At 69.2% G+C, this 25,285-nt stretch carries 20 protein-coding genes; 14 read left to right on the forward strand and 6 right to left on the reverse strand.

What is annotated here, in order from left to right; genetic code table 11:
* Positions 1-17 precede the first annotated feature (17 nt).
* The 3 genes from ACEN98_RS16450 to ACEN98_RS16460 form a co-directional block, all read right to left on the reverse strand.
* Positions 18-899 carry a nucleoside hydrolase gene (locus ACEN98_RS16450; protein ID WP_413385869.1) on the reverse strand — a complete coding sequence of 294 codons (882 nt, stop codon included), beginning with the start codon at positions 897-899 and terminating at the stop codon, positions 18-20.
* Entirely contained in the window at positions 896-4,243 is a 3,348-nt protein-coding gene (locus tag ACEN98_RS16455; protein ID WP_413385870.1) for a glycosyl hydrolase, read from the reverse strand. The genes ACEN98_RS16450 and ACEN98_RS16455 overlap by 4 nt, the downstream gene beginning before the upstream one ends.
* A 133-nt stretch (positions 4,244-4,376) precedes the next feature.
* A complete protein-coding gene (locus tag ACEN98_RS16460) occupies positions 4,377-6,686 on the reverse strand; it encodes a TonB-dependent receptor (RefSeq protein WP_413385871.1) in 2,310 nt (769 codons plus the stop codon).
* A gap of 238 nt (positions 6,687-6,924) precedes the next feature.
* Here ACEN98_RS16460 and ACEN98_RS16465 point away from each other — a divergent pair, with 238 nt between their 5' ends.
* From ACEN98_RS16465 to ACEN98_RS16515, 11 genes are all read left to right on the forward strand, one after another.
* Positions 6,925-8,070, forward strand: a complete 1,146-nt coding sequence (locus ACEN98_RS16465) for an MFS transporter (protein WP_413385872.1) — start codon at positions 6,925-6,927, stop codon at positions 8,068-8,070.
* A complete protein-coding gene (locus ACEN98_RS16470) occupies positions 8,067-8,501 on the forward strand; it encodes a GlcG/HbpS family heme-binding protein (RefSeq protein WP_413385873.1) in 435 nt (144 codons plus the stop codon). Before ACEN98_RS16465 ends, ACEN98_RS16470 begins: the two co-directional genes overlap by 4 nt.
* Positions 8,498-9,517, forward strand: a complete 1,020-nt coding sequence (locus ACEN98_RS16475) for an amidohydrolase family protein (RefSeq protein WP_413385874.1) — start codon at positions 8,498-8,500, stop codon at positions 9,515-9,517. Before ACEN98_RS16470 ends, ACEN98_RS16475 begins: the two co-directional genes overlap by 4 nt.
* Before the next feature lie 12 nt (positions 9,518-9,529).
* Positions 9,530-10,423 (forward strand): VOC family protein, encoded by an 894-nt coding sequence (locus ACEN98_RS16480; protein ID WP_413385875.1) that lies wholly within the window; start codon positions 9,530-9,532, stop codon positions 10,421-10,423.
* A 9-nt stretch (positions 10,424-10,432) separates the two neighbouring features.
* Positions 10,433-11,296 carry a fumarylacetoacetate hydrolase family protein gene (locus tag ACEN98_RS16485; protein WP_413385876.1) on the forward strand — a complete coding sequence of 288 codons (864 nt, stop codon included), beginning with the start codon at positions 10,433-10,435 and terminating at the stop codon, positions 11,294-11,296.
* A complete protein-coding gene (locus ACEN98_RS16490; RefSeq protein WP_413385877.1) occupies positions 11,293-12,849 on the forward strand; it encodes a bifunctional 3-(3-hydroxy-phenyl)propionate/3-hydroxycinnamic acid hydroxylase in 1,557 nt (518 codons plus the stop codon). Before ACEN98_RS16485 ends, ACEN98_RS16490 begins: the two co-directional genes overlap by 4 nt.
* 20 nt (positions 12,850-12,869) lie before the next feature.
* Positions 12,870-14,207 (forward strand): glycoside hydrolase family 1 protein, encoded by a 1,338-nt coding sequence (locus ACEN98_RS16495; RefSeq protein ID WP_413385878.1) that lies wholly within the window; start codon positions 12,870-12,872, stop codon positions 14,205-14,207.
* Between the two features lie 94 nt (positions 14,208-14,301).
* Entirely contained in the window at positions 14,302-15,543 is a 1,242-nt protein-coding gene (locus ACEN98_RS16500; protein WP_413385879.1) for an amidohydrolase family protein, read from the forward strand.
* A 9-nt stretch (positions 15,544-15,552) separates the two neighbouring features.
* Positions 15,553-16,458, forward strand: a complete 906-nt coding sequence (locus ACEN98_RS16505) for an alpha/beta hydrolase (RefSeq protein WP_413385880.1) — start codon at positions 15,553-15,555, stop codon at positions 16,456-16,458.
* Between the two features lie 51 nt (positions 16,459-16,509).
* On the forward strand, positions 16,510-17,484 hold the full coding sequence (locus tag ACEN98_RS16510) for a LysR family transcriptional regulator (protein ID WP_413385881.1): 975 nt from the start codon (positions 16,510-16,512) through the stop codon (positions 17,482-17,484).
* A 35-nt stretch (positions 17,485-17,519) separates the two neighbouring features.
* Positions 17,520-17,819 (forward strand): antibiotic biosynthesis monooxygenase family protein, encoded by a 300-nt coding sequence (locus ACEN98_RS16515; RefSeq protein ID WP_413385882.1) that lies wholly within the window; start codon positions 17,520-17,522, stop codon positions 17,817-17,819.
* Between the two features lie 6 nt (positions 17,820-17,825).
* Here ACEN98_RS16515 and ACEN98_RS16520 read toward each other — a convergent pair whose 3' ends face one another.
* Positions 17,826-18,650, reverse strand: coding sequence for an IclR family transcriptional regulator C-terminal domain-containing protein (locus ACEN98_RS16520; RefSeq protein WP_413385883.1), 825 nt, complete (start codon positions 18,648-18,650; stop codon positions 17,826-17,828).
* A gap of 120 nt (positions 18,651-18,770) precedes the next feature.
* Here ACEN98_RS16520 and ACEN98_RS16525 point away from each other — a divergent pair, with 120 nt between their 5' ends.
* Genes ACEN98_RS16525 through pcaF form a run of 3 tightly spaced genes read left to right on the forward strand, consistent with a single transcriptional unit; the run spans position 18,771 to position 21,311 of the window.
* Positions 18,771-19,436 (forward strand): 3-oxoacid CoA-transferase subunit A, encoded by a 666-nt coding sequence (locus ACEN98_RS16525; RefSeq protein WP_413385884.1) that lies wholly within the window; start codon positions 18,771-18,773, stop codon positions 19,434-19,436.
* Complete coding sequence (locus ACEN98_RS16530) at positions 19,433-20,080, forward strand: CoA transferase subunit B (protein WP_413385885.1); 648 nt, start codon at positions 19,433-19,435, stop codon at positions 20,078-20,080. Before ACEN98_RS16525 ends, ACEN98_RS16530 begins: the two co-directional genes overlap by 4 nt.
* A gap of 13 nt (positions 20,081-20,093) precedes the next feature.
* Complete coding sequence (gene pcaF / locus ACEN98_RS16535) at positions 20,094-21,311, forward strand: 3-oxoadipyl-CoA thiolase (protein ID WP_413385886.1); 1,218 nt, start codon at positions 20,094-20,096, stop codon at positions 21,309-21,311.
* 103 nt (positions 21,312-21,414) lie between these two features.
* On the opposite strand, the gene ACEN98_RS16540 is transcribed toward pcaF, so the two are convergent.
* Together ACEN98_RS16540 and ACEN98_RS16545 are read right to left on the reverse strand one after the other, a co-directional pair.
* Complete coding sequence (locus ACEN98_RS16540) at positions 21,415-22,542, reverse strand: alpha/beta hydrolase-fold protein (protein WP_413385887.1); 1,128 nt, start codon at positions 22,540-22,542, stop codon at positions 21,415-21,417.
* A 17-nt stretch (positions 22,543-22,559) separates the two neighbouring features.
* Positions 22,560-25,268, reverse strand: coding sequence for a TonB-dependent receptor domain-containing protein (locus ACEN98_RS16545; RefSeq protein WP_413385888.1), 2,709 nt, complete (start codon positions 25,266-25,268; stop codon positions 22,560-22,562).
* Positions 25,269-25,285 lie beyond the last annotated feature (17 nt).

Here is a 25,285-nt window from a genome sequence, read left to right on the forward strand (position 1 = left end):
TCGCCCTGTCGTTGGCGTCAGGCGCGTCTTGCGTGCGCGCGCAGCAGGGCGGTGAAATCGGCGAAGTTGAGTTGCGGGTCGAGCGAATGCGCCATGCGGATCTCGCGGCCCCCGACCGTGCGCGTGGTGAAGGGCGTCGCGGCGGGATCGAACGCCGTCGCGGTAACGAGGGGACTGTCGCCGAACGTCAGCGTTCCGCCGAGGCGCACGAACGGCGGCAGGTGGCGGTACTGGTCGACGAGCCAGCGCGCGAGCGGCGACACCGGCGCGACCTCGGCATTCAGGATCGCGACCGATACCTGGAAGCGCCGGTATTCCTCGGCGGGGATCTGCAGGACCGGAATCCGTGTTTCCTCGAGCACGAAGCGGGCCGCGGCGACGTCGGTCGCCAGGTTGTATTCGGCGCCGTCGTCCCCGGCAGCCGTCCCGCCGATCCACACGAGGCGCATCCGTCCCGCGATCGCCGGCTGCAGGCGCAGCGCGGCCGCCACGTTCGTCAGCGGACCGCCGCACGCGAGGACGAGCGGCAGCGGATCGTCGCGCAGGGCCGCGTCGACGATCGCCTGCGCGGCGCCGTCCGCCACGACCGGCGGACGCAGGCCGGGCCCGGCCAGCCGCAGCAGCGCGCGTGCGCGCCGCGCCCCGTCCTGCGCCGTGCGCTCCGGATCGAGACCGGCCATGCGCGCCAGCCTGGGGTCCAGCGCGGACGCCGTCACGAGCACGGTGCGCGTCGCCGGTGCCAGCAACTGGTGCGCCAGCGCGACGAGGCCGTCCGGATCGCCGGCGAAGTCGTTGTCGACGATGACGCGGGCCAGAGGACGCTGGACGATGCCCGGCCGGCCCAGGGCCCGCGCGAGCGGGAGGGCCGCGAGGCAGCCCAGCAGGTGGCGCCGCTTCACTGGCGCACCTTCAGCGTGACGGGCCCGATCAGGCCGGACGGCCGCAGCGGCGCGTCGGCCTTGTACGTGGGCGCGGTCGTGAACGTGACCTTCGTGGCGCCCGGTTGCGCGTCGCCGATCAGGCGGTTCACCCACAGGTTGGCGACGCGGACCTCGACCGTGTTGGCGCCGGCCGCGACGAGGTTGCCCACGTCGACTTCGTACGGCGGCTTCCACGCAATGCCCGCGGGCTTGCCGTTGACGAGGACTTGCGCGACGTCGCCGACCTGCCCCAGGTCGAGCTTGAGCGGCGCGCCCGGCGTCACCCCAGCCGGCAGCGTGAAGGTGTGCGTATAGACCGACGTCCCCGAGAAGTACCTGACTTGCGGATCGGCGCTGGCGGCGAGCGACCCGGTCGTGCCGTGCGTGACCGCGGCCGGCGCCGCGAGGCCGTCGAAGCGGATCGCCCAGTCCCCGGCCAGCGTGGCGGCCTCGGACCACGACGGGGTCTTGACGGTGACGGCCGGCGCGGCGGCTGGCCGGCGGAACACGACGAACACGGAATCGTTCGCGCCCAGCGCCAGCGGCACGACGGTCGCGCCCCGGTCCGTACGGTAGCTCGCGGGTTCCGTACGGCCCGTGTCCGCATGCCAGAATTCGGCCGCCTTGCCGCGCACGTTGAAGCGGGCTTCCGTGTTCACGGTCTTGCCGGAACGGTTGGTGACGAAGTACACGTCGCCGTCGGCCAGCTTGCGGTGGACGAACAGCAGCGGCGTATCGGTGCCCCGGACGCTGAAGTCCGGCTTCCGGCCGGCCTGCGCCAGCGCGGCTTCCACGTCGCGGCCGGCAACGACGCGGCCCTTGCCGACGCGGGTGACGGGCGCGCCGCTCCACATCTGCCTGACGAGCGACGCGAACGCGGCCGGATCGTCGGCCAGGCCGGGCGTGACGACGGGCGCGGTGCCGACGATCGTCGCGCCCTGCGCCGCCAGCGCGTGCAGCCGGCGCAGCGTGGCGACGGTCATGCGCGCGCTCGACCCGCCCAGGTACAGCACGCGGTAGCGCGCGCCGCTGGCCGACACGAGGTCGCCGTCCTTCACCGACAGCCGCTGCACCAGGGCGTCCGCGTTGACGAAGTCGTAGGCGTAGCGGCGCGGTGCGTCCGCCGGCTGGCCGTGCTTGTACAGTGCGACGAGCGGTGCTTCCTCGCCGTAGAAATAGGCGACGTCCGCGTAGAAACGGCCCTGCTGCAGCATCCAGCTGCTGCGCGCCATGTAGTCGACCCATGGCCGCGCCATGCCGGCCCACGTTTCGTTGCGGTTGAAATACTGGCCGAAGATGGCCAGCGACACGCCGGGCTTCCGGTCGTCGCCCAGCGGCTGGTGCACCGACGTGTGGATGACCGGGAGATTCACGCCGCTGGCGAATTCCATGTCGATCATCGGGCGCAGGTCGCTCGGCGCGAACGCCCACGGCGCCATCGCGCTCGTCATGGATTCCGCGGCGACGAGGTTCTGGCCGTAGATGTGCGACACGGACGCGGCGCCGCGCATGTCGGCGACCGCGGTCGGGTTGGGGCCGAACTCGGGGCGGTACGTCCACATCGCGGCCATCGGGACGTTCGCGTGGCTGCGCATCGCCATGTCGTCGCCCAGCGTGACGCGCGCGCTTTCCAGCGCTTCGCCGTACACCTTCAGGCCGTGTTCGCGCGCGACGGCCGCCACGGTGCCATAGTGTTCGCCGGCCATCAGGTCGGCGAGGGTGCGGCGCCAGTCGTACAGGAAGGCGTCGGTGCGGGCGCGGGTGCCGATGACGACGCCCGTCAGCGCCGGCAGCCACGGGCGCGCGTCGTAGCCGCGCAGGCGCTGGAACTGTTCCAGCAGGCGCGGCGTCCAGTTCGACGATCCGACTTCGATCGAGTCCGTCACGATGGCGCGCACGCCTTGCGCGCCGACGAGGTCCTTGCCGGCCGCCTGCTCGTACTTTGCCAGATAGGTGTCCAGGTAGCGTCGCACCGCGTCGCCGTCGTACTTGTCGACCTCGAGGCCCGTCGCTTCCTTCGTGGCCGGGTGGTTTTCGGTCCCCGTGAGCGACCACGCGAGGCGCACGATCTTCCAGGTCCCGGGCGGCGGCGTCCAGTCCAGCGTGCCGTCGGCGCGCACCTTGCCGGTGAGGTCGACGATGGCGGCCGGATCGACGCCGGCCTCGCGCGGGTCGAGACCCGCGTCCAGCGCGAAATAGTCGTCGGCCGTCGCGAAGCCGGCCTTGGTCTCGAACTGGTTGACCTTCGGCTCGCCCGACAGGACCAGTTGCGCGAGGCGCAGTCCCTTCGCCTGGCCGATCGCGCCGAACGGCCCCGTGTCGGCGCCCGCCACGGGCATGAACTGGGGATTCGGCACGGGCGGCTTTGCGCTGACCACGACGCGGAAGCGGGCCGCCGTCACGGGCGCGAACCCGGCGCTGGCGGGCACCCCGGCCAGCGCCAGGTCCGCGACCTTGCGCCAGCTCGTCCCGTCGGCGCTCGCTTCCAGCGCGGCCTGGTACGCCGAGCCCTCGAACATCGATCCCGCGCCCGGCGCGAAGATCGTGGCGGAGCGGATGGTCTGGGGTGTCGGATAGTCCAACGTGACGACGACCGGGCGGTCGGCCGTGGGCGCCGCGAGTTCGGCCGCCGCCTCTTCGGTCGCCGCCGCCAGCTTGCGCGCGTCGAGGGCCAGGTCGCCGGCGCGGATGGCAGGGAGCGGGAGTGCGGCCGCGTCGACCGGATACGCATAGACGGCGATGTCGCCGCCCGTGCGCGCGAGCGCCTCGGGGCTCGGCCGCTGGCCCATGATGTCGGGCTGGACGAACAGGTCCTGGAACGGTCCCGTCGTGCGCGGCGCGGCGGGCAGGGGCAATGCCGGCGGCTTGCCGCCGTCGACGGTCATCTCGCTCCATACCAGCTTCTTCATGCCGTCCTCCGGCCGTACCCACGGGCCGCCCGTCTCGCTCCAGCCGGGCGACGCGGCGATGCCGAACTCCAGGCCATGGCGTTCCGCCTCCTGCGCGGCGAAGCGGAACGCGTCCGCCCATTCGGGACTCATGTACGGCAGGCGCTTCGGCACCAGTTGGGGCGTCATCATCTCGGCGTCGAAGTTCTGCAGGCCGCCGAGGCCCGACTTCGCCATCCAGTCGATGTCCTTGGCGATGCCGTCCTTGGCGATGTTCCCGTTCAGCCAGTGCCACCACACGCGGGGGCGGGCGCTTTGCGGGGGATTGTCGAAGCCGGATGCGACCGGGTCGGCGGCCGCCCATGCGGGTGCGGACAGGCAGGCGAGGGCGGCGGCGATGGCGATCAGGCGCAGGGGTTGAATGTGTGCGGACATGGCGTGGTTCGTCGTGGGTCTTCCATCAATGGGAACGCGGGGCGCCCCCCCCCCCGGCCCGCCCCCCCCGGGGCAAAACGGCGCGAAAACCAAAGAACCCCGCCCCCCCCCCCCCCCGCGGGTCATCATGCGGTCAGAAACGGTAGTCCAGCGTCACGCCGACGCGGCGGAACGAATTCTCGCCGAGGCTGTAGGCGAAGCCGGAGCCCGCGCCCTTGCCGGGCAGCGGGTAGATGATGGCGTTCGGCACGCGCTTGTCGCCCAGGTTGCGGTCGTACACCTCGATGCCCCATTTGTCGTCAGGGGAACGCAGCGCGACGCGCAGCGACGCGGTGGAATGGCCGCCGTACGCGCATTCGGCGTCGAGCGAATTGCAGAGCCGCACGCGGCTCTTGTAGACGATGTCGCCGCCCAGCTTGAGTTCATAGTCGCCCGGCAGCGTCCAGCTGTAGTCGCCGTTCAGCGTCGCCTTGTTGCGCGGCGAGTACAGCAGGCGCTGGCCGCCGACGTTGGTGTTGTCGAACGTGAAACCGCCCGGGTACGCGGTGTCGAGGATCATCGCGACCGAGAGACCCAGCTGCAGTTCCGGCAGCGGACGCGCGCGGATGTCGGCCTCGACACCCTTGCTCGTCACGCTCGGCACGTTCAGCGGGATGCAGGAGAGAGCGCCGACGGCCGTCAGGGTGCAGTTCTGCTCCTGGAAATCCTTGATCTTCGTGTGGAACGCGGCCACGTCCACGTCCAGGCGGCGGTTCAGGAACGACATCTTCGAGCCCACTTCGACGCTGGTCGGCAGTTCGGGCCTGACGATGTTGCCGGCGAAGCTGCCGGGCGCCGTCGCGACGTTGATCGGGGTGTCGTTGTCGACCTGCGGGCCCTTGTAGCCGCGGCTCAGGGTCGCATACAGGTTGGCGGTCTTCGACAGCGCGTGCTGCAGGCCGATCTTGCCGGACACGTTCGATTGCTGCGCGCTGCCGCTGGCCGCCTTGACCGTGGCCGGCAACGTGAAGCCGTCGAACGCCACGACGCTGGACTGGGACTCGTCCGCCTTGACGGTGTCGCGGGTGAAGCGCAGGCCGGCGATGATGCCGGTGGCGTCGGTCACGTGGTAGGTCGCCTGGCCGAACAGGGCCTTCGTGGTCAGGCGCGCGTGCTGGACCGCGTCGGTCGCGATCGAGCGCGGCACGGGCGGCGACGGCAGGAAGGTGCTCGGCAGGATCGCCGTCGTGGAATCCTTGAAGTTGTTCGAATCGGCGTAGAACAGGCCGCCGACATATTCGAGCTGCCGCTTGCCCGGCGACGCGATGCGCAACTCCTGCGAGAACTGGCGGGCATCCTGGTGCGGGGTGAAGTTGTAGACCTTGTCGTAAGTGTTCGACATGCCGATGTTCACGCTGTCCGGGCCCTGCTTGCGCGTGCGGTAGGCGGTGATCGACGTCAGCGTGTCGCCGCTGCCCAGGGTCCAGTCGACCTGGCCGGACAGGCCGCGTACCCGGGTGTGCTGGATTTCCGCGCCGTCCGGGCAGACCTGGTTGTTGGTCTTCGAGACCGTCACGCCGCACGATGCGAATTCCGCGGCCGGGTGGTGGTCGCCCGCCGTGTTGGTGGCGTAGGCCACCGACGGCGCGAAGAACACGGCGTTCTCGTTGCGCTGGTTCGACGCGTCCGCGATCAGGTTGACCGCCACGTCGCGGTTCGGCTTGAGCAGGTAGCGCAGGCGCGCGCCGCCGTTGGTCGTGACGCTGTCCTTGTCCGTGAGGACGTTGTGGTAGACGCCCTTGTTACGCTCGCCGACCGCGGAGATGCGCAGCGCCGAGATGTCGTTCAGCGGGACGTTGCCGGTGGCGCGCAGGGCTTCGCCATGCTTGCCCTTGAACTCGAACTGCACGCTGCCGCCATGGTCGCCGATGATCGGCTCCTGGGTCGACATGTTGAGGACGCCGGCCGACGCGTTCTTGCCGAACAGCGTGCCCTGCGGGCCGCGCAGCACTTCGACGCGTGCCAGGTCGAACATCAGGCCGCTGGCGGTGGCGCCCTGCGGTACGCCGTCGACGACGACGCCCACCGAGCTCTCGGCCGATTGCGTGAACACGGCGGTGCCGATGCCGCGGATCGACGCGCTGCCGCCCGCGCCGCCGGTCGACTGGTCGCCGAATTCGAGCGATGCGGCCGTCTTGGCGAGGTCGCCGATGTCCTTGACGCCGGCGCGCTCCAGCTGCGCGGCGTTGACGACCGTAATGGCAACGGGGACTTCCTTGATGCTCTGGCTGCGCTTTTGCGCGGTGACGACGACGGTCTCGATGCCTTTCTCGATCTTCGCCGCGGCTACCGGGCTGGCGCCGCTGTCGCCGGTCTGGGCGTGGGCCGGGTTCCAGATCGCGGCCAGGCTCATGGACAGGATGGTCAGCGAACCGATCGCCGACGGAGTACGGGGTGCGTGCATGTTGTCTCCTAGTGTGGCCAGTCGATGCCGGCCATGTTGTATTCAGGCGAATCGAGTATAGGTACGGTCCTCGGCCATTCCAAAGCCGTATTCCGTGATACCTGCTATCGACGTTGGCGGGTGATGATCAAATGGCTGATCGATCGGATTCGCTGATACGTCCTATCGAAACTCTGGTCTTCGGGATGCCCGCGCGCGCTGCTATCGTTTTCATACAAAAAAAGCGAGGAGACATCCCATGCACACTTCCCCCGAGGCGGGCCGCGGCCGCGCCGCGCTCATGCTGTGCCATTTCGCTGGCATGGTCGACCTGGTCGCGCTGCCCGTGTGGGTCGGCACGCTCGCCCAGCATCACGGTTTCGATCTTGAACACGCGGGCATGATCGTCACGGCGTTCCTGCTGGGCGCGGTCGGCGCGAGCCTCGTGGCGGCGCCGCTGTATATAAGGTTGCCGCGCGCCGCCTGCGCATTCGGCGGCTACGCCATCGCGGCGCTGGCCTTTCTCGCCGCGTCGCGGGTGGCCGGTTTCGGCGCGCTCGCCGCGCTGCACCTCGTCGCCGGCATCGCGACGGGCACCGCCTTGTCGGTCACGCACGGCACCATCGGCCGCAGCGCCAATCCGCACCGGCTGTTCGCCATGGCCGGGACGGCGCTGGGCATCGGTGCGGTGATCTTCTATGCCGCCGTGCCACCCGCCGTCGCCGCGCATGGCGGGCCGGCACTGTTCCTCGTGTTCGCCGGCCTGATGGGCGCGGCGGCGCTGGCGTGTGCTTTCGGTTTTCCGAATGTTGCGACCGGCGGTCGTGCGCCGTTGGCGGCGCCGCTGCCCCGCGCGGCCTGGTGCGCGATCCTCGGCGTGGGCTGCCTGGCGCTGAACCAGGCGCTCACGTTCAGCATGCTGGACCGCATCGGCGTACTGCGCGGCTTCGGGCAGGACAAGGTGAACGGCGTGCTCGTCGTGTGCGGCCTCGTCAACCTGCTGCCGGCCGCCGTCGCCGGCATGCTGCAGAAGCGCCTCAATCCCGTGCGGGTGGCCATCGTCGCCGCGCCGCTGCAGGCCGCGCTGGCGCTCGTCGTCACGCTGTCCGCCGACTTCCTGCCGTATGCGCTGGCCGGCGCCATCTACCCCGCCGTGCTGATCTTCACCCACACCTTCCTGTTCGGGCTGATCGCCCGGCTGGACCCGAGCGGCCGCGCGCTCGCATCGACGCCCGCGATGATGATGACCGGTTCCGCGATCGGCCCCGCGCTGGCCGGCTCGGTCGCGATGCGTGCCGGTTTCGGCGGACAGGCGCTGCTCGCGGTGCTGGTCGGTACCGCCGCCACACTGTGCTTCGCCCTCGTCGCGCGCCGCGCCCACCCATCACTGAAGGAGGCAACTTGAACCCAACCGCCCAACTGAACCTGGCCCGCGCGAACGCGATCCTCGAAGCCGCCGTCGCGGCCGCGCGTGCCGACGGCCTGCCGCCGGTGGCCGTCGCCGTGCTCGACGCATCCGGCCACCTGGTCGCCGCGCAACGTGAAGACGGTGCCACACCGCTGCGCGTCGACATCGCCATCGGCAAGGCCTACGCGGCCGCCGGCATGGGCGTCGCCAGCCGCGTGCTGCACCAGCGCGCGCAGGACAACCCCGTGTTCTTCAACGCGCTCGCATCGTCCAGCCAGGGCCGCTTTATTCCGCAGGCCGGCGCCGTCGCGATCCGCGCCGCGGACGGCACCTTGCTGGGTGCAGTCGGCGCGAGCGGCGGGACCGGTGCGCAGGACGAGGCGATCTGCGCGACGGGCGTGAACGCGGCGGGACTGGTGGCCGCATGAGGGAAACGCATACCCCAGGCTGCGCGTGCGGGATCGACGTGCACGCCCACGCAATTCCGCACGACCTGCCGCGCTACGTGGGCAACCGCCTGCCGCCCGACTGGCCGTCGATGGCGCCGGCGCATGCGTGCCACCGCCACGTCGTCATCCAGGGCAGCGTGTACCGCACCGTGTCCGAGCGCGCGTGGAGCGCCAGCCGCCGCATCGAGGATATGGAGACGATGGGGCTCGCCGTGCAGGCCATCTCGCCGATGCCGGAACTGCTGTCGTACTGGATGGAGCCGCACGCCGCGGCCCAGCTGCTGCGCTACATGAACGAACAGATCGCGAACATGGCCGCGCTGTCCGGCGGACGCCTCGTCGGCATGGGCGCCGTGCCGCTGCAAGACCTCGACCTCGCGCTGGCGGAACTGGACCACGTCGCCGACAAGCTCGGTTTCAAGGCCATCGAAGTGGGCAGCAATATCAACGGCAAGGCGATCGGCAGCCCGGAATTCGAGCCGTTCTTCGCCGCGTGCGCGGAGAAGGGCGTCGCCGTGTTCGTGCATGCGTTGAAACCGGCCGGCGCCGACCGCCTCGTCGGCCCGGACAAGCTGCTGCCCGCGCTCGCGTATCCGACCGACGTGGGCCTGGCCGCCGCTTCCGTGCTGACCTCGAACCTGATCGGCCGGCATCCGGATTTGAAAATCGTGTTCAGCCACGGCGGCGGCACGCTCGCGTCGCTGCTGCCGCGCCTCGAACAGGCACGCCAGGTGTTTCCCGCGCTACGCGACACGATGCCGGAGAGCCCGTCGGACCAGGCGCGCCGGTTGTTCTACGACACGCTCGTGTTCGATGCGCCCACGCTGCGCCACCTGCTCGACCGCTTCGGCGCCTCGCAACTGATGATCGGCACGGATTACCCGTTCGCTTTCCACGACGCGCGCCCCTTCGACAGCATCGCCGCGGCCGTGGTCGATGCGGACGTGCGCGCCCAACTCGTCACCCATAACGCGGCCCGTTTCCTCGGGCTTTAACAAGGAGTCAACATGCCCGCATCCCCCGCCGGCCAGCTGCGCAGCATCGCCATCGGCGTCACCGACCTCGATGCCGCCGAGCGCTTTTACAACGATACGTGGCATTTGCAGACCGTTGCGAAGACCGCGGATGCCGTCTACCTTCGCGGTGCCGGCCCGTTCCACCACATCCTCGCGCTGCACCGCGGCGACAAGCCCGATGTCCGCAACGTGACGTTCAGCGTGGCGGCGCGCGCCGATCTCGATGCCATCGCGGCGCGCACGCCGGCGGCGGGCGGCAGCGTGCTGTCCGGACCTGCCGACGTCGACGAGCCGGGCGGCGGCACGGCCGTCATGATCGCGGACCCGCAGGGGCGCATCCTGCGCTTCGTGCACGGCGACGAGCGCCAGGCGGCGAACACGCACGCCGACGCTCCGAGCCGCATCACGCACGTCGTGTTCAACAGCGCGGACGTGGCCGCGGCCCAGCGCTTTTACGAAGAGGCGCTCGGGTTCCGGCTGTCCGACCGCACGAAGATCATGGCCTTCATGCGCTGCAACAGCGACCACCACAGCATCGCGCTCGCGGACAGCAATGCGGACACGCTGAACCACATCGCTTTCGTCATGCCGGACCTGGACGCCGTCATGCGCGGCGCCGGCCGCATGCGCGACGCCGGCTGGCCCATCGAATGGGGCGTCGGCCGCCATGGCCCGGGCAACAACGTCTTTGCCTACTTCGTCGGCCCGGACGATTTCGTCATCGAATACACGGCCGACGTGCTGCAGGTCGACGACTCGTACAAAGTCGGCGGGCCGTCCGACTGGCAATGGCCGCCGGGCCGCTTCGACCAGTGGGGCGTGTCGCAGCCGCCGTCGGACCGCATCAAGCAGGCGCAGAGAACCATCCGTTTCATCGAACAATAAGGAGCAGCAGTGAAATTCGTCACCTACCGCAGCGGTACCGAGACCCGCCTGGCCGTCGTCGACGGCGACCAGATCGTCGATATCAACCGCGCCGTGCCGGAGGTCCCGGCCGACGTACGCGCCGCGCTCGCGGACGGCGTGGACCTCGTCGCCGCCGGCCTCCGCGCGCTCGATTCGACCGCCGAGCGCCAGCCGCTGGCCGACGCCGCGCTGGCGCCCGTCGTGCCGGAACCCGGCAAGACGGTCTGCCTCGGCCTGAACTACTACGACCACGCCGCCGAGAGCGGCCGCGAGAAGCCCGTGTACCCGTGGTTCTTCCTGCGCGGGACGACATCGCTGCTGGCGCATGGCGAAGCGTCGCCGCGCCCGCGCGTGTCGGAAAAATTCGACTACGAGGCCGAGCTGGCCGTCGTCATCGGCAAGCGCGCCCGCCATGTCAGACGCGAGGATGCGCTGGATTATGTGTTCGGCTATGCGTGCTTCAACGACATCTCCGTGCGCGATTATCAAAAGCGCACGCCGCAGTGGACCATCGGGAAGAACTTCGACCGCACGGGCGCGCTGGGTCCCGTGCTCGTCTCCGCCGACGAACTGCCGGCCGGCGGCGTGGGCCTGTCGATCCAGTCGCGCCTGAACGGCCAGGTCATGCAGGATGCGAACACGAAGGACATGATCTGGGACGTGGCCGAGACCATCGCGCTGCTGACCGAGTGCCTCACGCTGGAGCCGGGCGACGTGATCGCGATGGGCACGCCGGCCGGCGTCGGCCAGTCGCGCACGCCGCCAGTGTGGATGAAGGCGGGCGACACGATCGAGGTCGAGATCGAGGGCGTGGGCCTGCTCGTCAACACGATCGAGGACGAGCAGCCATGAACGGCGAGTATGACGTCGTCGTCGTCGGTTTCGGCCCGTCCGGCGCCGTCGCGGCCGCGTTGCTGGGCCAGGCCGGCGTGCGCACGCTCGTCGTGGACCGCAGCATTGACGTCTATCCGAAGCCGCGCGCCATCGCCCTCGACCACGAGATCATGCGCGTGTTCCAGAATCTCGGCCTCGCGGATGCCGTGTCGCCGCACTGCGAGCCGTTCACGCCGTCCGAGTACTACGGCGTCGACGGGCGCCTGATCAAGCGTCTCGCCACCGTGGAACCGCCGTACCCGCTGGGGCACACGCCGTCGATGGTGTTCACGCAGCCGCCCGTGGAAGCGGCGCTGCGCCGCCACGTGCAGGCGCTGCCCGCCGTCGACGTCGTGCTGGGCCGGCGCTTCACCGGCGTCGAGCAGGATGCGATTGGTGCCACCGTGCACTTCGACGAGGGCTCGGTGCGCGCCCGCTACGTGATCGGCTGCGACGGCGCCTCGAGCTCCGTGCGCGACGCCATCGGCATCAGGCTGGAAGATCTCGAGTTCGACGAACCGTGGCTGGTCGTCGACGTGCAGGTCAACGAGAGGGGCCTCGCCAAGCTGCCGTCGACCAGCGTGCAGTATTGCGAACCGGCGCGGCCGTGCACGTACGTGATCGGACCGGGCAACCACCGCCGCTGGGAAATCTCGCTGCTGCCGGGCGAGGATCCCGCATACATGGCGACGGAGGAGGGCGCGTGGAGCGTGCTGCAACGGTGGATCGGCCCGGACGACGCGACCCTGTGGCGCCAGGCCAGCTACCGCTTCCATGCGCTGGTGGCGCGCGAGTGGCGCGCGGGCCGCGTGTTCATCGCGGGCGACGCCGCGCACCAGCAGCCGCCATTCCTGGGACAGGGCATGTGCCAGGGGATTCGCGACGTCGTCAACCTCGCGTGGAAACTGCGCGCGGTGCTGGGCGGCGACGCGCCGGACAGCCTGCTCGACACCTACACGGTGGAGCGCCGCGAACACGTGCGCCGGCTCACCACGCGCATCAAGGAGATCGGCGCCGTCATCTGCGAACGCGATCCCGTCCGTGCGCAGGCTCGCGACGCGGCCCTGATCGACGCGGCCGGCGGCACCATACGCACCGTGCCGCGCCAGGACATCATCCCGCCGCTGATGGAAGGTCTGCTGGCGTCCGGCGGATACATCGGCTCGGGCACGGGCACGCTGTTCCCGCAGCCGCGCGTGAACGGACCCGCCGGGCCGGCGCTGCTTGACGAGCTGGCGGGCACCGGCTGGCGCATCGTGACCGACTTGCGCACCGCGCAGCTGCCGCCTGGCCTGCTCGCGCTGGCGGAGCGCGTCGGCATGTTGATCAGCATTCCGTCCGACACCGCCGGCTTTTCGAGCGGGCCGCACCGCATGCAGGCGGATGAACTGGACGGCGTGTTGGCGCGCTGGTTCGCGCGCCACGGCTGCCATGCGGCCGTCGTCCGGCCGGACCACTACGTGTACGGTGTCGCGAGCGACGGTGCGGGACTGTACGACCTCGTCGCCGGACTCACGAATACCTTGCAATAAACCATAACAAAGGAGACAACATGAATCACGATGCACGCCGCCGTACTCTGCTTGGACTGGGCACGGCACTCGCCGGCGCCGCGCTGCTACCTTCGGTCGCAAGCGCAGCCACCGCGCGGGGAACGTTCCCCAAAGGCTTCCTGTGGGGCGCCGCCATCGCGGGCCACCAGGCGGAAGGCGACAACATCGCGAGCGACGCATGGCTGCTGGAAAACATCCAGCCGACGGAGTTCAAGGAGCCGTCGGGTTCCGCCGTGGATCACTACCGCCTGTACGACCAGGACATCGCGACCTTGGCAAGCCTTGGCCTGAACACGTTCCGCTTCTCGATCGAGTGGGCGCGCGTGGAGCCCGTCGAGGGGATGTTCTCGCTGGCCGCGCTGGAGCATTACCGCGACGTGCTGCAATCTTGCCGCAGGCACAAGGTGAAGGCAATGGTCAGCTTCAACCACTTCGTCACGCCCGCATGGTTCGCGGCGCGCGGCGGCTGGGAGGCGGACGGTTCGGCGCAGCTGTACGCCCGCTATTGCGACAAGGTCGCGCGCCACCTGGGTGACCTGATCGACATTGCGACCACGTTCAACGAGCCGAACCTGCCGCGCCTGTTGTTCGGCATTCCCGGACCGCTGTCCGGCATGGCCGACAACCCGCGCATGAAGGAAATGCTGGCGAAGGCCGGCCAGCTGGCGGGCACGGGTAAATGGTCGTCGTGGATCTTCGGCGATTTCGCGAAGATCGAAGCCGGGCTGTTGAAGGGCCATGCGGCGGGTTACCAGGCCATCAAGGCCGTGTGCCCGCAACTGCCCGTCGGCTTCTCGATCGCCATCGCTGACGACCAGGCAGTCGACGGCGGCGAGGCGATGCGCGACCGCAAGCGCGCCATCGCCTACGAGCCGTGGTTCAGGGCGATCGCGGAGCACGGCGATTTCATCGGCGTGCAGACCTATACGCGCGAATTGATCGGGCCCGACGGCGTGCGGCCGCCGCCGAAGGATGCGACGTTCACGTCGGCGCACATGGAGTACTACCCGCAGGCGCTGGAGGCGACGATCCGCTACACGGCGCAGCAAGTGAAGGTGCCCATCTATGTGACCGAAAACGGCATGTCGACGGACGACGACACGCAGCGCATCGCCTACATCCGCACGGCCGTGGGTGGGGTCGCGAACTGTCTCAAGGACGGCATTCCCGTCAAGAGCTACATCCACTGGTCGCTGCTCGACAACTTCGAGTGGATCTTCGGCTACGGCCCGCACTATGGCCTGATCGGCGTCGACCGCGCGACGATGAAGCGCACGGTGAAACCGAGCGCGCGCGTGCTCGGAAAGATCGCGCAGGCGAACGGCGTTTCGGCATGAAAGGGCGATAGCAGGTATCGCCAAAATGGGCTTTGGCCGGATGGGGTCCGGCCGCTACGCTAAGCCTATCGAATGAACTACAGGGAGACAAAACGTGGGCGGTATCATTTTTGAAAACGTAAGGATCTTCGACGGCAGCCAGATGCGCCCGGGGACCGGCGCGGTGCGCGTGGAGGGCAACCGCATCGCCGAAGTGGCGGACGGTACGCGCGGCATCGCGCCGCTGGCCGGCGACCGCGTCATCGACGGCAAGCAGGGCACCTTGATGCCAGGCCTCGTCGAAGCGCATGCGCATCTGTCGTGGCCCAGCTCCGTCGAGCGCTTCGTGCCCGGCATGGCATTGCCGCCGGAAGACCTCGTGCTGACGACGGCCCGCAACGCGCGCATCCTGCTCGACCACGGCTTCACGAGCGCCTATTCGGCCGGGGCGCTCTCCAAGTCCGTCGAGACGGTGCTGAACACCTTCATCACGAGCGGCGGCATGCCGGGGCCCCGGCTCGTCGCGTCGTCGATCGAGCGCGAGCCGCCGACCATCGAGGAACTCGACCCGGGCAAGGTCGCGGAGCACGGCCGCGGGCCCGACGCCGTGCGCGCCTTCGTGAAGGACTGCGCCTCCATCGGCGCCAAGTCCGTCAAGTTCCTGCTGTCCGGAGAGGATGCGCTGAAGCCGGGCGCATCGCAACAGCTGATGTACACGCAGGAAGAGGCCGATGCGGCCGGCGAGCAGGCGCGCGAATCCGGCGTGTGGCTCGCCTGTCACGCGCAAGCGTCCGACGCCGTCAAGATGGGCCTGCGCGCCGGTTTCCGCGTGCTGTACCACTGCACGTACGCCGACGAGGACGCGCTGGACATGCTCGAAGCGCGCCGCGACGACGTCTTCATCGCGCCGGCCATCGGCATCATCCAGGCGACCCTGGACGCCGCGCCGCCGCCGCACTTCGACATGAGCCACATGAAGAAAAGCGCGGCCGAGGTGCTGGACCTGCAGAGAAAGCTCGTGCCGGAACTGCGCCGGCGCGGCCTGCGCGTGCTGCCGGGCGGCGACTACGGCTTCCCGTTCAACCCGAACGGCCGCAACGCGCGCGACCTGGAATTGTTCGTGAACCTGCTGGGCTATACGCCGGAAGAGGCGCTGTCCGCCGCGACCCTGCTGGGCGGCGAGTTGATGGGCATGGGCGACGAGCTGGGACAGGTGAAACCCGGCTTCCTCGCCGACCTGCTGCTAGTCGACGGCGATCCGACGCAGAACGTGACGATCCTGCAGGACCGCAAGCGCCTGCGCGCCATCATGAAGGATGGGCGCTTCCACAAGGATCCGGCGCTGGCCGCGCTGTAAGGAGGTCGAATGACGTTGAGCGACAAGCATCGGGAGATCCTGCGTGCGGTCCGCGCGGCCGGCCCCGTGATCGATCCGCCGGCCGCGAAGGCCCTGTATGCGCCCCTGCTGGCGGACATGCCGCGCGGCGCGGAACCGCTGCGCGACATCGTCTACGGCGTCGACGAGCGCCACCGGCTGGACGTGTACCCGGCCGTCGGCGCAACGGGGCCGGCGCCCGTCGTCGTGTTCCTGCACGGTGGAGGCTTCATTCGTGGCGACAAGGCGGACCGGGAAGCCGTCGGCCACTATTTTTCCCGGCACGGCGTCGCGGCCGTGTTGCCGAATTACCGGCTCGGCCCGCGCCACCGGTGGCCGACCGGGGCCGAGGACGTGTCGTCGGTACTGGCCTGGGCGCGGGCCAACGTCGCGCAGTACGGCGGCGATCCCGATCACATCGTGCTCGCGGGTGAATCGGCCGGCGCGGCGCACGTGGCGGCGGCCACCCTCATCAAACGCTTCCACCCGGCCGAAGGCCTGAAGATCGCGGGCGCGTTCCTCGCGTCGGGCGTGTACAACGCCGAGCTGGAATTCCTGGCACGGTCGCAGCTGGGCATCGCGACGCCGGATCCGCGCAACGACGCCTACTTCGGCACGGATTTCGCGGCGTACCGCGCGATGTCGACCGTGGAGCTGGTCGATGCGGCACCGTTCCCGCTCGCGATCACGTATGCGGAACTGGACCCGATCCAGATGCAGGCGCAGGCGGGCGAGTTGTTCGCGCGGCTCGTCACGCGCCACGGTTTCCAGCCGCGAATCGGGGTCGTCGCGAACCACAATCACCTCAGCCAGGTCTATGCGATCAACAGCGGCGACGACGCGCTGGCCGCGCCCTTGCTGGCCTTTGTGCGTGACAGGCGCATGAAAACTCCATAAAGTAAAGGATCAAACGGCCGCACGAGCCATACGATAACAAGGAGACAACCGATGCGTTTCAACCGCCTGGACCTGAACCTGCTGCTGGCGCTCGACGCGCTGCTGGAGGAACAGAACATCACCCGCGCGGCGGCGCGCGTGAACGTCAGCCAGTCCGCGATGAGCGGCATGCTGGCGCGCCTGCGCGAATTCTTCGAAGACGATTTATTGGCCGCCGTCGGCCGCAACATGGAGCTGACGGTGCTGGGGCGCCAGCTCGTCGGGCCGGTGCGCGACCTGATCCTGCACGTGCACGCGACGGTCGGCATTCGCGTGTCTTTCGATCCGGCGCGCGAGACGCGCTGCATGAAGATCATGGTGTCCGATTATGCGACCGAGGTCTTCCTGAACCAAGTGGTGGCGCGCGTGCTGCGCGACGCGCCCAACATGACGTTGGAACTGGTGCCGCTCGCGGACGACGCGGCGGAAAAGCTGCGCCGCGGCGAAAACGACTTCCTCATCATCCCGCGCAACTTTCTCGACCCCGAGCATCCGCAGCGTACGCTGTTCGAAGACCATTACTGCGCCGTGATCTGGGAAGGAAACACGCATGTCGGCGACGTCCTCGACGCCGCCACGTACGAGCGCCTCTCGCATATCGCGCCGATGCTGGGCCGTCCCCGCTCGCCGACGATGGAGGAGTTGCTGCTGCAGGCGCAGGGCGTCAAGCGCCGCATCCGCGTGATCACCAGCGATTTCTACAGCATGGCGACGGCGCTCGTCGGCACGGATCTCGTCGCGACGATGCACACGCGCCTCGCGCTCGCGTGCGCGCGCCGGCTGCCGATCCGCGTGCTGCCGCTGCCGTACGAGCTGCCGCCGCTGGCGGAATGCCTGCAATGGCACCGCTTCCAGGAAAACGACCCGTGCCACATCTGGCTGCGCGGCGTGATGCTGGAGATCGCGCGCGGCCTGTCGACCAATGCCGAGCTGCCGATGGCGCCGTTCAGCTTCAACGCCATCGAGACGGCGCGCGGAGTGGCATAATCGTCGTCACCCCAACCTCCACCGAAAGGAAGCATATGGTCGTCGAAAGCGCCGAAATCCTGGTCAAGGCCGGCATGGAAGAACAATTCGAGGCAGGCGTGCGCGCCGCCGCGCCGCTGTTCCAGCGGGCCCGCGGCTGTACAAGCATGCGCCTGCAGCGGGGCGTGGAGAATCCGCGCGCCTACCGCCTGCTCGTGGACTGGAACACGGTCGAGGACCACATGGTCCACTTCCGCGAGAGCGACGATTTCCAGGAATGGCGCCACCTCGTCGGCCACTGCTTCGACGGGGCGCCCGTCGTCACGCACTACGCGGCGGCCGTCGACGGCTTCTGACAGCCGTCAGGGCAGCAGCATCGCGAGTTCTTGCGCGCCGTGGCGCAGCACCGGCAGGAACTCTTCCACCATGCGCTCCGGCGTCACGCGCGCCGCGTGCGCACCCACGTTCAGCGCCGCCAGCACGCGGCCCGACGCGCCGCGCACCGGCACGGCGATCGAGCGCAATCCCATTTCCAGTTCTTCGTTGTTGACGGCATAGCCGTCGCGGCGCACCTGCGCGAGGATGTCGCGCAGCTTGCCGGCATCCGTCACCGTGCGTTCCGTCATCGGCATCAACGTCGTGCGCGCGAGATAGGCGTCCAGCTCGTCCTGCGGCAGGTGCGCCAGGAGTACCCGGCCCAGCGAGCTGCAATACGCCGGCAGGCGGCTGCCGGCGGCGAGCGAGACCGACATCACGCGCGACGTCGCCGCGCGCGCCACGTACAGCACCTGGTCTTCTTCCAGCACGGCGAGCGAGCTCGATTCGCCGAGCGCCTTGCTGACGCCGTTCAGGCACGGCTGCGCGGCGGCCGTCAGCGGCGTCGACGACAGATACGAATACCCCAGGGTCAGCACTTTCGGGCGCAGGCTGAAATTGTTCAGTTCCGCATCCACGTAGCCGAGCTGGCGCAGCGTGTGCAGGCAGCGGCGCACGGCCGCGCGCGGGATGCCCGTCTGCTGGCTGATCTGGGCGATGGTCTGCGGCTTGCGCGAGTCGGCGAACGCGCGCAGCACGGCGAGGCCGCGCGCGAGCGACGTCATGAAGTCGGGATCGGCGAGGGCGTCGATCTCTTCCGCGATGGTGAGCGGGGCGGCTGGGGTGGATGGTGTGAATGGTGTGGATGACATGCCGGGATTTTAATCGATGAAAGGAAGCGCTTGACTGGCGGCGCGGCCGAGGCGTACACTTTTTGTGCGGTAGACGAGCATGTGTTCGATAATCGCACATCAGAGACAAGGTGACAACCCATGATCGACAAAACCTGTGACTCGCTGGAGCGGGCCGTGGCCGACATCCACGACGGCGCCACCGTCATGATCGGCGGCTTCGGCAACGCCGGCATGCCGTCCGCGCTCATCGACGCGCTGATCGCCCACGGCGCCCGCGAGCTGACCATCGTGAACAACAACGCCGGCAACGGCGACACGGGCCTGGCCGCCCTCATCAAGGAAAAGCGCGTGAAGAAGATCGTGTGCTCGTTCCCGCGCCAAGCCGATTCCTGGCATTTCGACGCGCTGTACCGCGCCGGCGAGATCGAGCTGGAACTGACGCCGCAGGGCAACCTGGCCGAGCGCATCCGCGCCGCCGGCGCCGGCATCGGCGGCTTCTTCACGCCCACCGGCTACGGCACCCTGTTGGCCGAGGGCAAGGAAACCCGCGTCATCGACGGCAGGCACTATGTGTTCGAGATGCCGATCCACGCCGATTTCGCGCTGATCAAGGCCCTGCGCGGCGACCGCTGGGGCAATCTCGTGTACCGCAAGACCGCCCGCAACTTCGGTCCGATCATGGCGATGGCCGCGAAGACCACCATTGCGCAGGTCGCCGAGATCGTGCCGCTCGGCGAACTCGATCCGGAAGCGATCGTCACCCCCGGCATCTTCGTCCAGCGCGTCGTCAAGGAGGCCGCATGAACACCCGATACACCCGCGACCAGATGGCCGCGCGCGTCGCGCAAGACATCCCGGAAGGCGCCTACGTCAACCTGGGCATCGGCCTGCCCACGAAGGTCGCCAACTACCTGCCGGCGGAGAAGGAGATCTTCCTGCACAGCGAGAACGGCCTGCTCGGCATGGGGCCGGCGCCCGCTCCGGGCGAGGAAGACGAGGACCTGATCAACGCCGGCAAGCAGCCGGTGACCTTGCTGACGGGCGGCGCCTATTTCCACCACGCGGACTCGTTCGCGATGATGCGCGGCGGCCACCTGGACATCTGCGTGCTGGGCGCCTTCCAGGTGTCGCACACGGGCGACCTGGCCAACTGGCACACGGGCGCGCCGGACGCGATTCCCGCCGTCGGCGGCGCCATGGACCTCGCGATCGGTGCGAAGCAGGTGTTCGTCATGATGGAACACCAGACGAAGACGGGCGAAAGCAAGATCGTCGAGCGCTGCACGTATCCGCTGACGGGCATCGGCTGCGTCAGCCGCATCTACACCGATCTCGCCGTGCTGGACGTCACGCCCGAGGGCCTGCGCGTGCGCGAGATGGCGCCGGGCCTGACCCTGGCCGACCTGCAGGCCGTCACCGCCGCGCCGCTGCTGGCGCCCAACGCATAACAGGAGAATGACCATGACCGATGCATTTATCGTCGACGCCATCCGCACCCCCATCGGCCGCTACGGCGGCGCATTGAAGGACGTGCGCGCGGACGACCTGGGCGCCATCCCCATCCGCGAACTCATGCGCCGCAATCCGGACGTCGACTGGTCCGCCGTCGACGACGTGATCTACGGCTGCGCCAACCAGGCCGGCGAGGACAATCGCAACGTGGCGCGCATGGCCGCGCTGCTGGCCGGCTTGCCGCAAGAGGTTCCAGGCTCCACCGTGAACCGCCTGTGCGGTTCGGGCCTGGATGCCGTCGGCAGTGCCGCGCGCGCCATCAAGAGCGGCGAGGCGCGCCTGATGATCGCGGGCGGCGTCGAGTCGATGACGCGCGCGCCGTTCGTGATGGGCAAGGCGGAATCCGCGTTCTCCCGCAGCGCGAACATCTACGACACGACGATCGGCTGGCGCTTCCCGAACCCGCTGATGCACAAGCTGTACGGCACGGATGCGATGCCGGAGACGGCGGAAAACGTGGCCGACGACTACAGGATTTCGCGCGCGGACCAGGACGCGTTCGCGCTCGCCAGCCAGGCGAAGGCGGCGCGTGCGCAACAGGACGGGACGTTCGAGCAGGAGATCGTGCCCGTGCCGATCCCTCAAAAGAAGGGTGATCCGGTGCGATTCGCGCGGGACGAGCATCCGCGCGAGACGAGCCTGGAAACGCTGGCGAAGCTGAAACCGGTCGTGCGCCCGGATGGCACGGTCACTGCCGGTAACGCATCCGGTGTGAACGACGGCGCGTGCGCGCTGCTGCTGGCGAATGCGCAAGCGGCCGCGCAGTACGGCTTGACACCGCGCGCCCGCATCGTGGGCATGGCGACGGCCGGCGTGGCGCCCCGCGTGATGGGCATCGGCCCCGCGCCCGCCGTGCGGAAGCTGCTGGCGCAGACGGGCATGACGCTGGACCAGTTCGACGTGATCGAGCTGAACGAAGCGTTCGCGGCGCAGGGCCTCGCCGTGCTGCGCCTGCTCGGCCTGCGCGACGACGACCCGCGCGTGAATCCGAACGGCGGCGCGATCGCCCTCGGCCATCCGCTCGGGATGAGTGGCGCGCGGCTCGTCACCGCGGCCACGTACCAGCTGGAGCGGACCGGCGGCCGCTTTGCCCTGTGCACGATGTGCATCGGCGTGGGGCAGGGCATCGCGCTCGCGATCGAGCGTGTGCAGGCATCGCCCCGGTAGGGTGGGCACCCCGTGCCCACGCGTGGGCGGAGGCCGCCCACCCTACCCACGACGTGCCTCGGCGCGGGCAGGGGATCGCGCTCGCGATCAGGCGCGTTCAAGATCAGTCGCGGAACAGCAAAGGCGCGAAGCGGGCCAGGTACGACCGCCAGTTGGCGTACGTGTGCCCGCCTTCCGTTTCGAGTTCCTGGTAGCGCATGCCGTGCGCGGCGAACATCCTGAGCATCGCCTTCGAATTGTCGCGGGCGATGTCGGTCTTGCCGTAGCCGACCCACATCAGGCGTTCCGTCTTCGCGGCCTTGTCCATGTCCTTGCCGTGCAGGCGCTCGACGTCGGGCCGCACTTCGGGGAACCACCCGGAGCTGAAGATGCCTACCCACGGGAACTTGTCGACGTAGGCCAGTGCGATGTTGCCGGTCTGGACCCCGCCCATCGACAGGCCCGCGATTGCCCGGTCGCGGGCGCGCGGCGACGCCGCGTAATGCGATTCCACGTACGGGATGATGGTTTCCACCAGGTCGCGCGTGAACGGGTCGTTGTGCGCGTCCGCGCTCATCGCGGTCATCGCGCCGGCGATGCTGCCGTCGGCCGACGGCACGTGCCCGGCCGGCATCACGACGATCATCGGCTTTGCCTTGCCCGCGGCGATGAGGTTGTCCAGGATGAAGCCGGCGCGTCCGACCGTGCTCCAGTTCTCGTCCGAGTCGCCGCCGCCGTGCAGCAGGTACAGCACGGGATACGGGCCCTTGGCGGGCGCGTACCCGGGCGGCGTGTACACGTGCATCCGGCGCGGCACCGGGAACACCGGGCTGCGGTAATGCACGACGGCGACGGCGCCGTGCGGCACCGGCTGCGCGTCCTCGACGGCGATCCCGGGCACGTGCAGCAGGCTTTGCACGCGCGTCTGGCTGCGCGTCGCTTCCGTGTTGCGCGGGTCGACGACGTCGACGCCGCCCACGCGGAACGTGTAGCGATAGGTGCCCGGCGCGATGCCCGGCACGGCCAGCGACCAGACGCCGTCCGCCCCCTTCGCCAGCGGCATCGCTTTTCCGTACTCGAGCATTTCGCCCGTCAGCTGCACGGCGTCCGCGTCGGGCGCATACACGCTGAACACGGCCCGGCCGTCCGCTAACCGCGGCGAGACGAGCGTGTCGTTCGGCGAGGCCGCGTGCGCCAGGGTGACCGGCAGCAGCGCCGCGGCGAGGAGGGTGCGTATGGGTTGTCGAAGCATGAGGGTCTCCGTGAGTTTCAGAAGTGCTTGTTGAGCGAGAGCGACACGATGCGTCCCACCGGGTTGGTCAAGGTCGGGTCGAAACCGCCGCCGCCGTTGCTGCTTTGCGCGATGTTCACGAACGGCGGCCGGCGGTCGAACAGGTTGTTGACGTTCAGCGCCAGCGTCGTGTCCTTCAGGACGCCGGCATCGAACCGGTAGGCGACCTGCGCGTCGACGGTGGTGCTGCTGGACACCTCCTGCAGCGGCGCCGCGAGGTTGTTGTCGTAGGCGTTCTGGTAGTTCAGGTAGACGTTGGCGCTCCACGCATCCAGGTTCCACGTCGACGATAATCGGGTCTTGAAGCGCAGCGGATTGTAGATCCGGTTCAGCTGGTCGACGAGCGGGGCGCCGGATGTCACCGCCACCTGGTACTTCGTGAAATAGGTGCCGCTCGCGCCGAAGCCGAAATCGCCGAGGTCCCCGGCCGGCACGCGCGTGCTGGCCGTGAAGTCGAAGCCGCGCGCGAGCGACTTGCCCAGGTTGTTGGCGCTGCCGTCGACGTACAGCGTCCAGTGTTCGGGCAGCACGCCGAAGGCCGGGTATTGCGCCTTCATCTGCGCCACCATGGCGGCCGACGGATTGCGCACGATGATCCCGGTGCCGGCGAACTGCGCTTCCCGGTTCAGCAACGTCAGGTCGGACAAATAGCTCGTCACCTGGTTCTCGTACTTGATGTCGAAGTACGTCAGCCCGAGCTTCGTATTGTGGCCGAACGCCGGTTCCCAGTCGACGCCGAGCGATTTCGTGGTCGCCGTTTCCGGCTGCAGGTTCGGATTCGACGCCGACCGCGCGACGCCCACGCGCAACGCGCCGCCGTTGGCCGGGTCGGAATAGTTTTGCACGAACAGCGCGCCGCGGCCGTTGTTGACGGGCGTGTTCACCTCGGCCAGCAGCGGCGCGCGGAACGACGTGCCGTAGCTGCCGTGCACGACGACGCCTTTCACGGGCGCCCAGTTGAAGCCGACCTTCGGGTTGTTCGTGCTGCCGACGTCGCTGTAGCGGTCGGTGCGGCCGGCGATGTCCAGGTCGAGCCGGTAGATGCCGGGCATGGCGTTGGCGGCGCCGACCAGCGGTACCGCCAGCTCCGCGTACAGCGATTTGATGTTGCGTCCAAGTCCCATGCTGCTGGCGATGGGCGCGTCGGTCGTGCCGAACGTCGAGCCGACGTCGGTGCGCAGGCGCTGGTATTCGAAGCCCGCCGCGGCGCGCACGTCGCCGCCGGGGATGGCGAACAGGGGACCGTCGGCCTTGACCTGCGCATTCTGGAAGATCGTCTGGCCGGGCGCGATGAACAGGCCGTTCGCGATTTGCGCGAGGGTGGCCGGGTTGTTCGGGCCGCCGAACACGTTCAGCGCCGTCGCCGGATTCGTGTCCGCTAGCGCGGCCGCGACGGCGCCGCTGTTCAGGCCATGCACGGTCGCGGACTGGTCGTTGTTCTTGCCCCACGTGTAGAGGGCACCGGCCTTCCAGCCGGCGGCCAGCGTCTTGTCGATGCCGATCGTGGCTTCGAACGAGCGCGAATAGCCGGTCGCGGTGTCCGGCGCCAGCTGGCCGGCGAACGACAGCGCCACGTCTTCCGACGTGCCGGCCGGCGCGCCCGCGGGCCGCACATAGAACGGGTTGGTGCTCGGGACGGTGACGGTCGACGACGGCGAACCGGGCTGCATGCGGTACGTGCGGCGCGTGGCGAAGCCGTCCGCGTACAGCGCGTAGCCGTTGCCGAGGTCCTGGTTGAACGTGAAGGTGGCGCTGTTGCGCTCCTGGCGCGGCAGGATGTCGGCGTACTGCAGGTTGTCGCACTTGTTGACGGTGCCGGCGGCCAGGTCGCCCGCGTTCGCCGGCGCGACGCCGCCGGACGGAATCGCGTAGGACGTGCCGCCGATGAGGATGTTCCCCGGTGCGCATTGCGTGGAGCGGAAGTCGCCGCCGCCGCGGGCGCGCAGGTCGCCCCGGAAGAAATCGCGATCGCGGCCGTTCAGCGCCGTATGGACATCGTTCTGCACGGTGGCGACGACCTGGCCGCCGCGCCACCGGTGTCCGAGCAGTGCGCCGGCCTGGTGCTCGCGGTAGCCGTCCGCCGTGCCATAGCGCACGAAGCCTTCCGCGCCTTCGACGTTGCGGCGCAGGATCAGGTTGACGACGCCGGCCACCGCGTCCGAACCGTAGATGGCCGAGGCGCCGTCCGCGACGATCTCGACGCGCTGCAGCGCCAGCATCGGAATGATCGACGGATCGATGCCGGAACCCGTGGTCCCCTGCGGCACGACGCGGTGGCCGTTGACGAGCGACAGCGTGGCATACGGACCGATGCCGCGCAGGTTGACCGACGAGCCGTACGTGATGTTGCCGGCGCCGCCCGCCTGGCCGCGCGACGATTCGGACACGCCGAGGTTGAACACCTGCGGCACTTCCTGCAGCAGGCCGGCGGTGCTGACGGCGCCCGACGCCTCGATGTCGCCGCGCGTGAGCGATACCACCGTCGAGCCGACCGGCGCCACGCCGCGGATGCGGCTGCCGGTCACGACGACCTGCTCCGGCTGCTCGCCGTTGTCCGGCGCCGCGGACGCCGTTTGCGCCTGCGCGCCCGCAGCCATGGCGGCGCAGGCGCAGAAGACCGCGAACGCGACGCCGGACCGGCGGGGAAAGGTGTGCGTGGACTTGATCGTGCGTACCGCGTTGGCCATCCTGTGTCTCCGATTAA

This window comes from Massilia sp. CT11-137, assembly GCF_047302885.1.
Lineage (GTDB): Bacteria > Pseudomonadota > Gammaproteobacteria > Burkholderiales > Burkholderiaceae_D > Telluria > Telluria orientalis.

Excerpts from the sequence above, each read along its gene's own strand:
- ACEN98_RS16465 (WP_413385872.1), top strand. The coding sequence starts at position 6,925 with ATGCACACTTCCCCCGAGGCGGGCCGCGGCCGCGCCGCGCTCATGCTG.
- ACEN98_RS16530 (WP_413385885.1), top strand. The coding sequence starts at position 19,433 with ATGAACACCCGATACACCCGCGACCAGATGGCCGCGCGCGTCGCGCAA.
- ACEN98_RS16540 (WP_413385887.1), bottom strand. The coding sequence starts at position 22,542 with ATGCTTCGACAACCCATACGCACCCTCCTCGCCGCGGCGCTGCTGCCG.
- ACEN98_RS16455 (WP_413385870.1), bottom strand. The coding sequence starts at position 4,243 with ATGTCCGCACACATTCAACCCCTGCGCCTGATCGCCATCGCCGCCGCC.
- pcaF (WP_413385886.1), top strand. The coding sequence starts at position 20,094 with ATGACCGATGCATTTATCGTCGACGCCATCCGCACCCCCATCGGCCGC.
- ACEN98_RS16520 (WP_413385883.1), bottom strand. The coding sequence starts at position 18,650 with ATGTCATCCACACCATTCACACCATCCACCCCAGCCGCCCCGCTCACC.
- ACEN98_RS16515 (WP_413385882.1), top strand. The coding sequence starts at position 17,520 with ATGGTCGTCGAAAGCGCCGAAATCCTGGTCAAGGCCGGCATGGAAGAA.
- ACEN98_RS16505 (WP_413385880.1), top strand. The coding sequence starts at position 15,553 with ATGACGTTGAGCGACAAGCATCGGGAGATCCTGCGTGCGGTCCGCGCG.
- ACEN98_RS16475 (WP_413385874.1), top strand. The coding sequence starts at position 8,498 with ATGAGGGAAACGCATACCCCAGGCTGCGCGTGCGGGATCGACGTGCAC.
- ACEN98_RS16525 (WP_413385884.1), top strand. The coding sequence starts at position 18,771 with ATGATCGACAAAACCTGTGACTCGCTGGAGCGGGCCGTGGCCGACATC.
- ACEN98_RS16510 (WP_413385881.1), top strand. The coding sequence starts at position 16,510 with ATGCGTTTCAACCGCCTGGACCTGAACCTGCTGCTGGCGCTCGACGCG.
- ACEN98_RS16480 (WP_413385875.1), top strand. The coding sequence starts at position 9,530 with ATGCCCGCATCCCCCGCCGGCCAGCTGCGCAGCATCGCCATCGGCGTC.
- ACEN98_RS16490 (WP_413385877.1), top strand. The coding sequence starts at position 11,293 with ATGAACGGCGAGTATGACGTCGTCGTCGTCGGTTTCGGCCCGTCCGGC.
- ACEN98_RS16495 (WP_413385878.1), top strand. The coding sequence starts at position 12,870 with ATGAATCACGATGCACGCCGCCGTACTCTGCTTGGACTGGGCACGGCA.
- ACEN98_RS16545 (WP_413385888.1), bottom strand. The coding sequence starts at position 25,268 with ATGGCCAACGCGGTACGCACGATCAAGTCCACGCACACCTTTCCCCGC.
- ACEN98_RS16460 (WP_413385871.1), bottom strand. The coding sequence starts at position 6,686 with ATGCACGCACCCCGTACTCCGTCGGCGATCGGTTCGCTGACCATCCTG.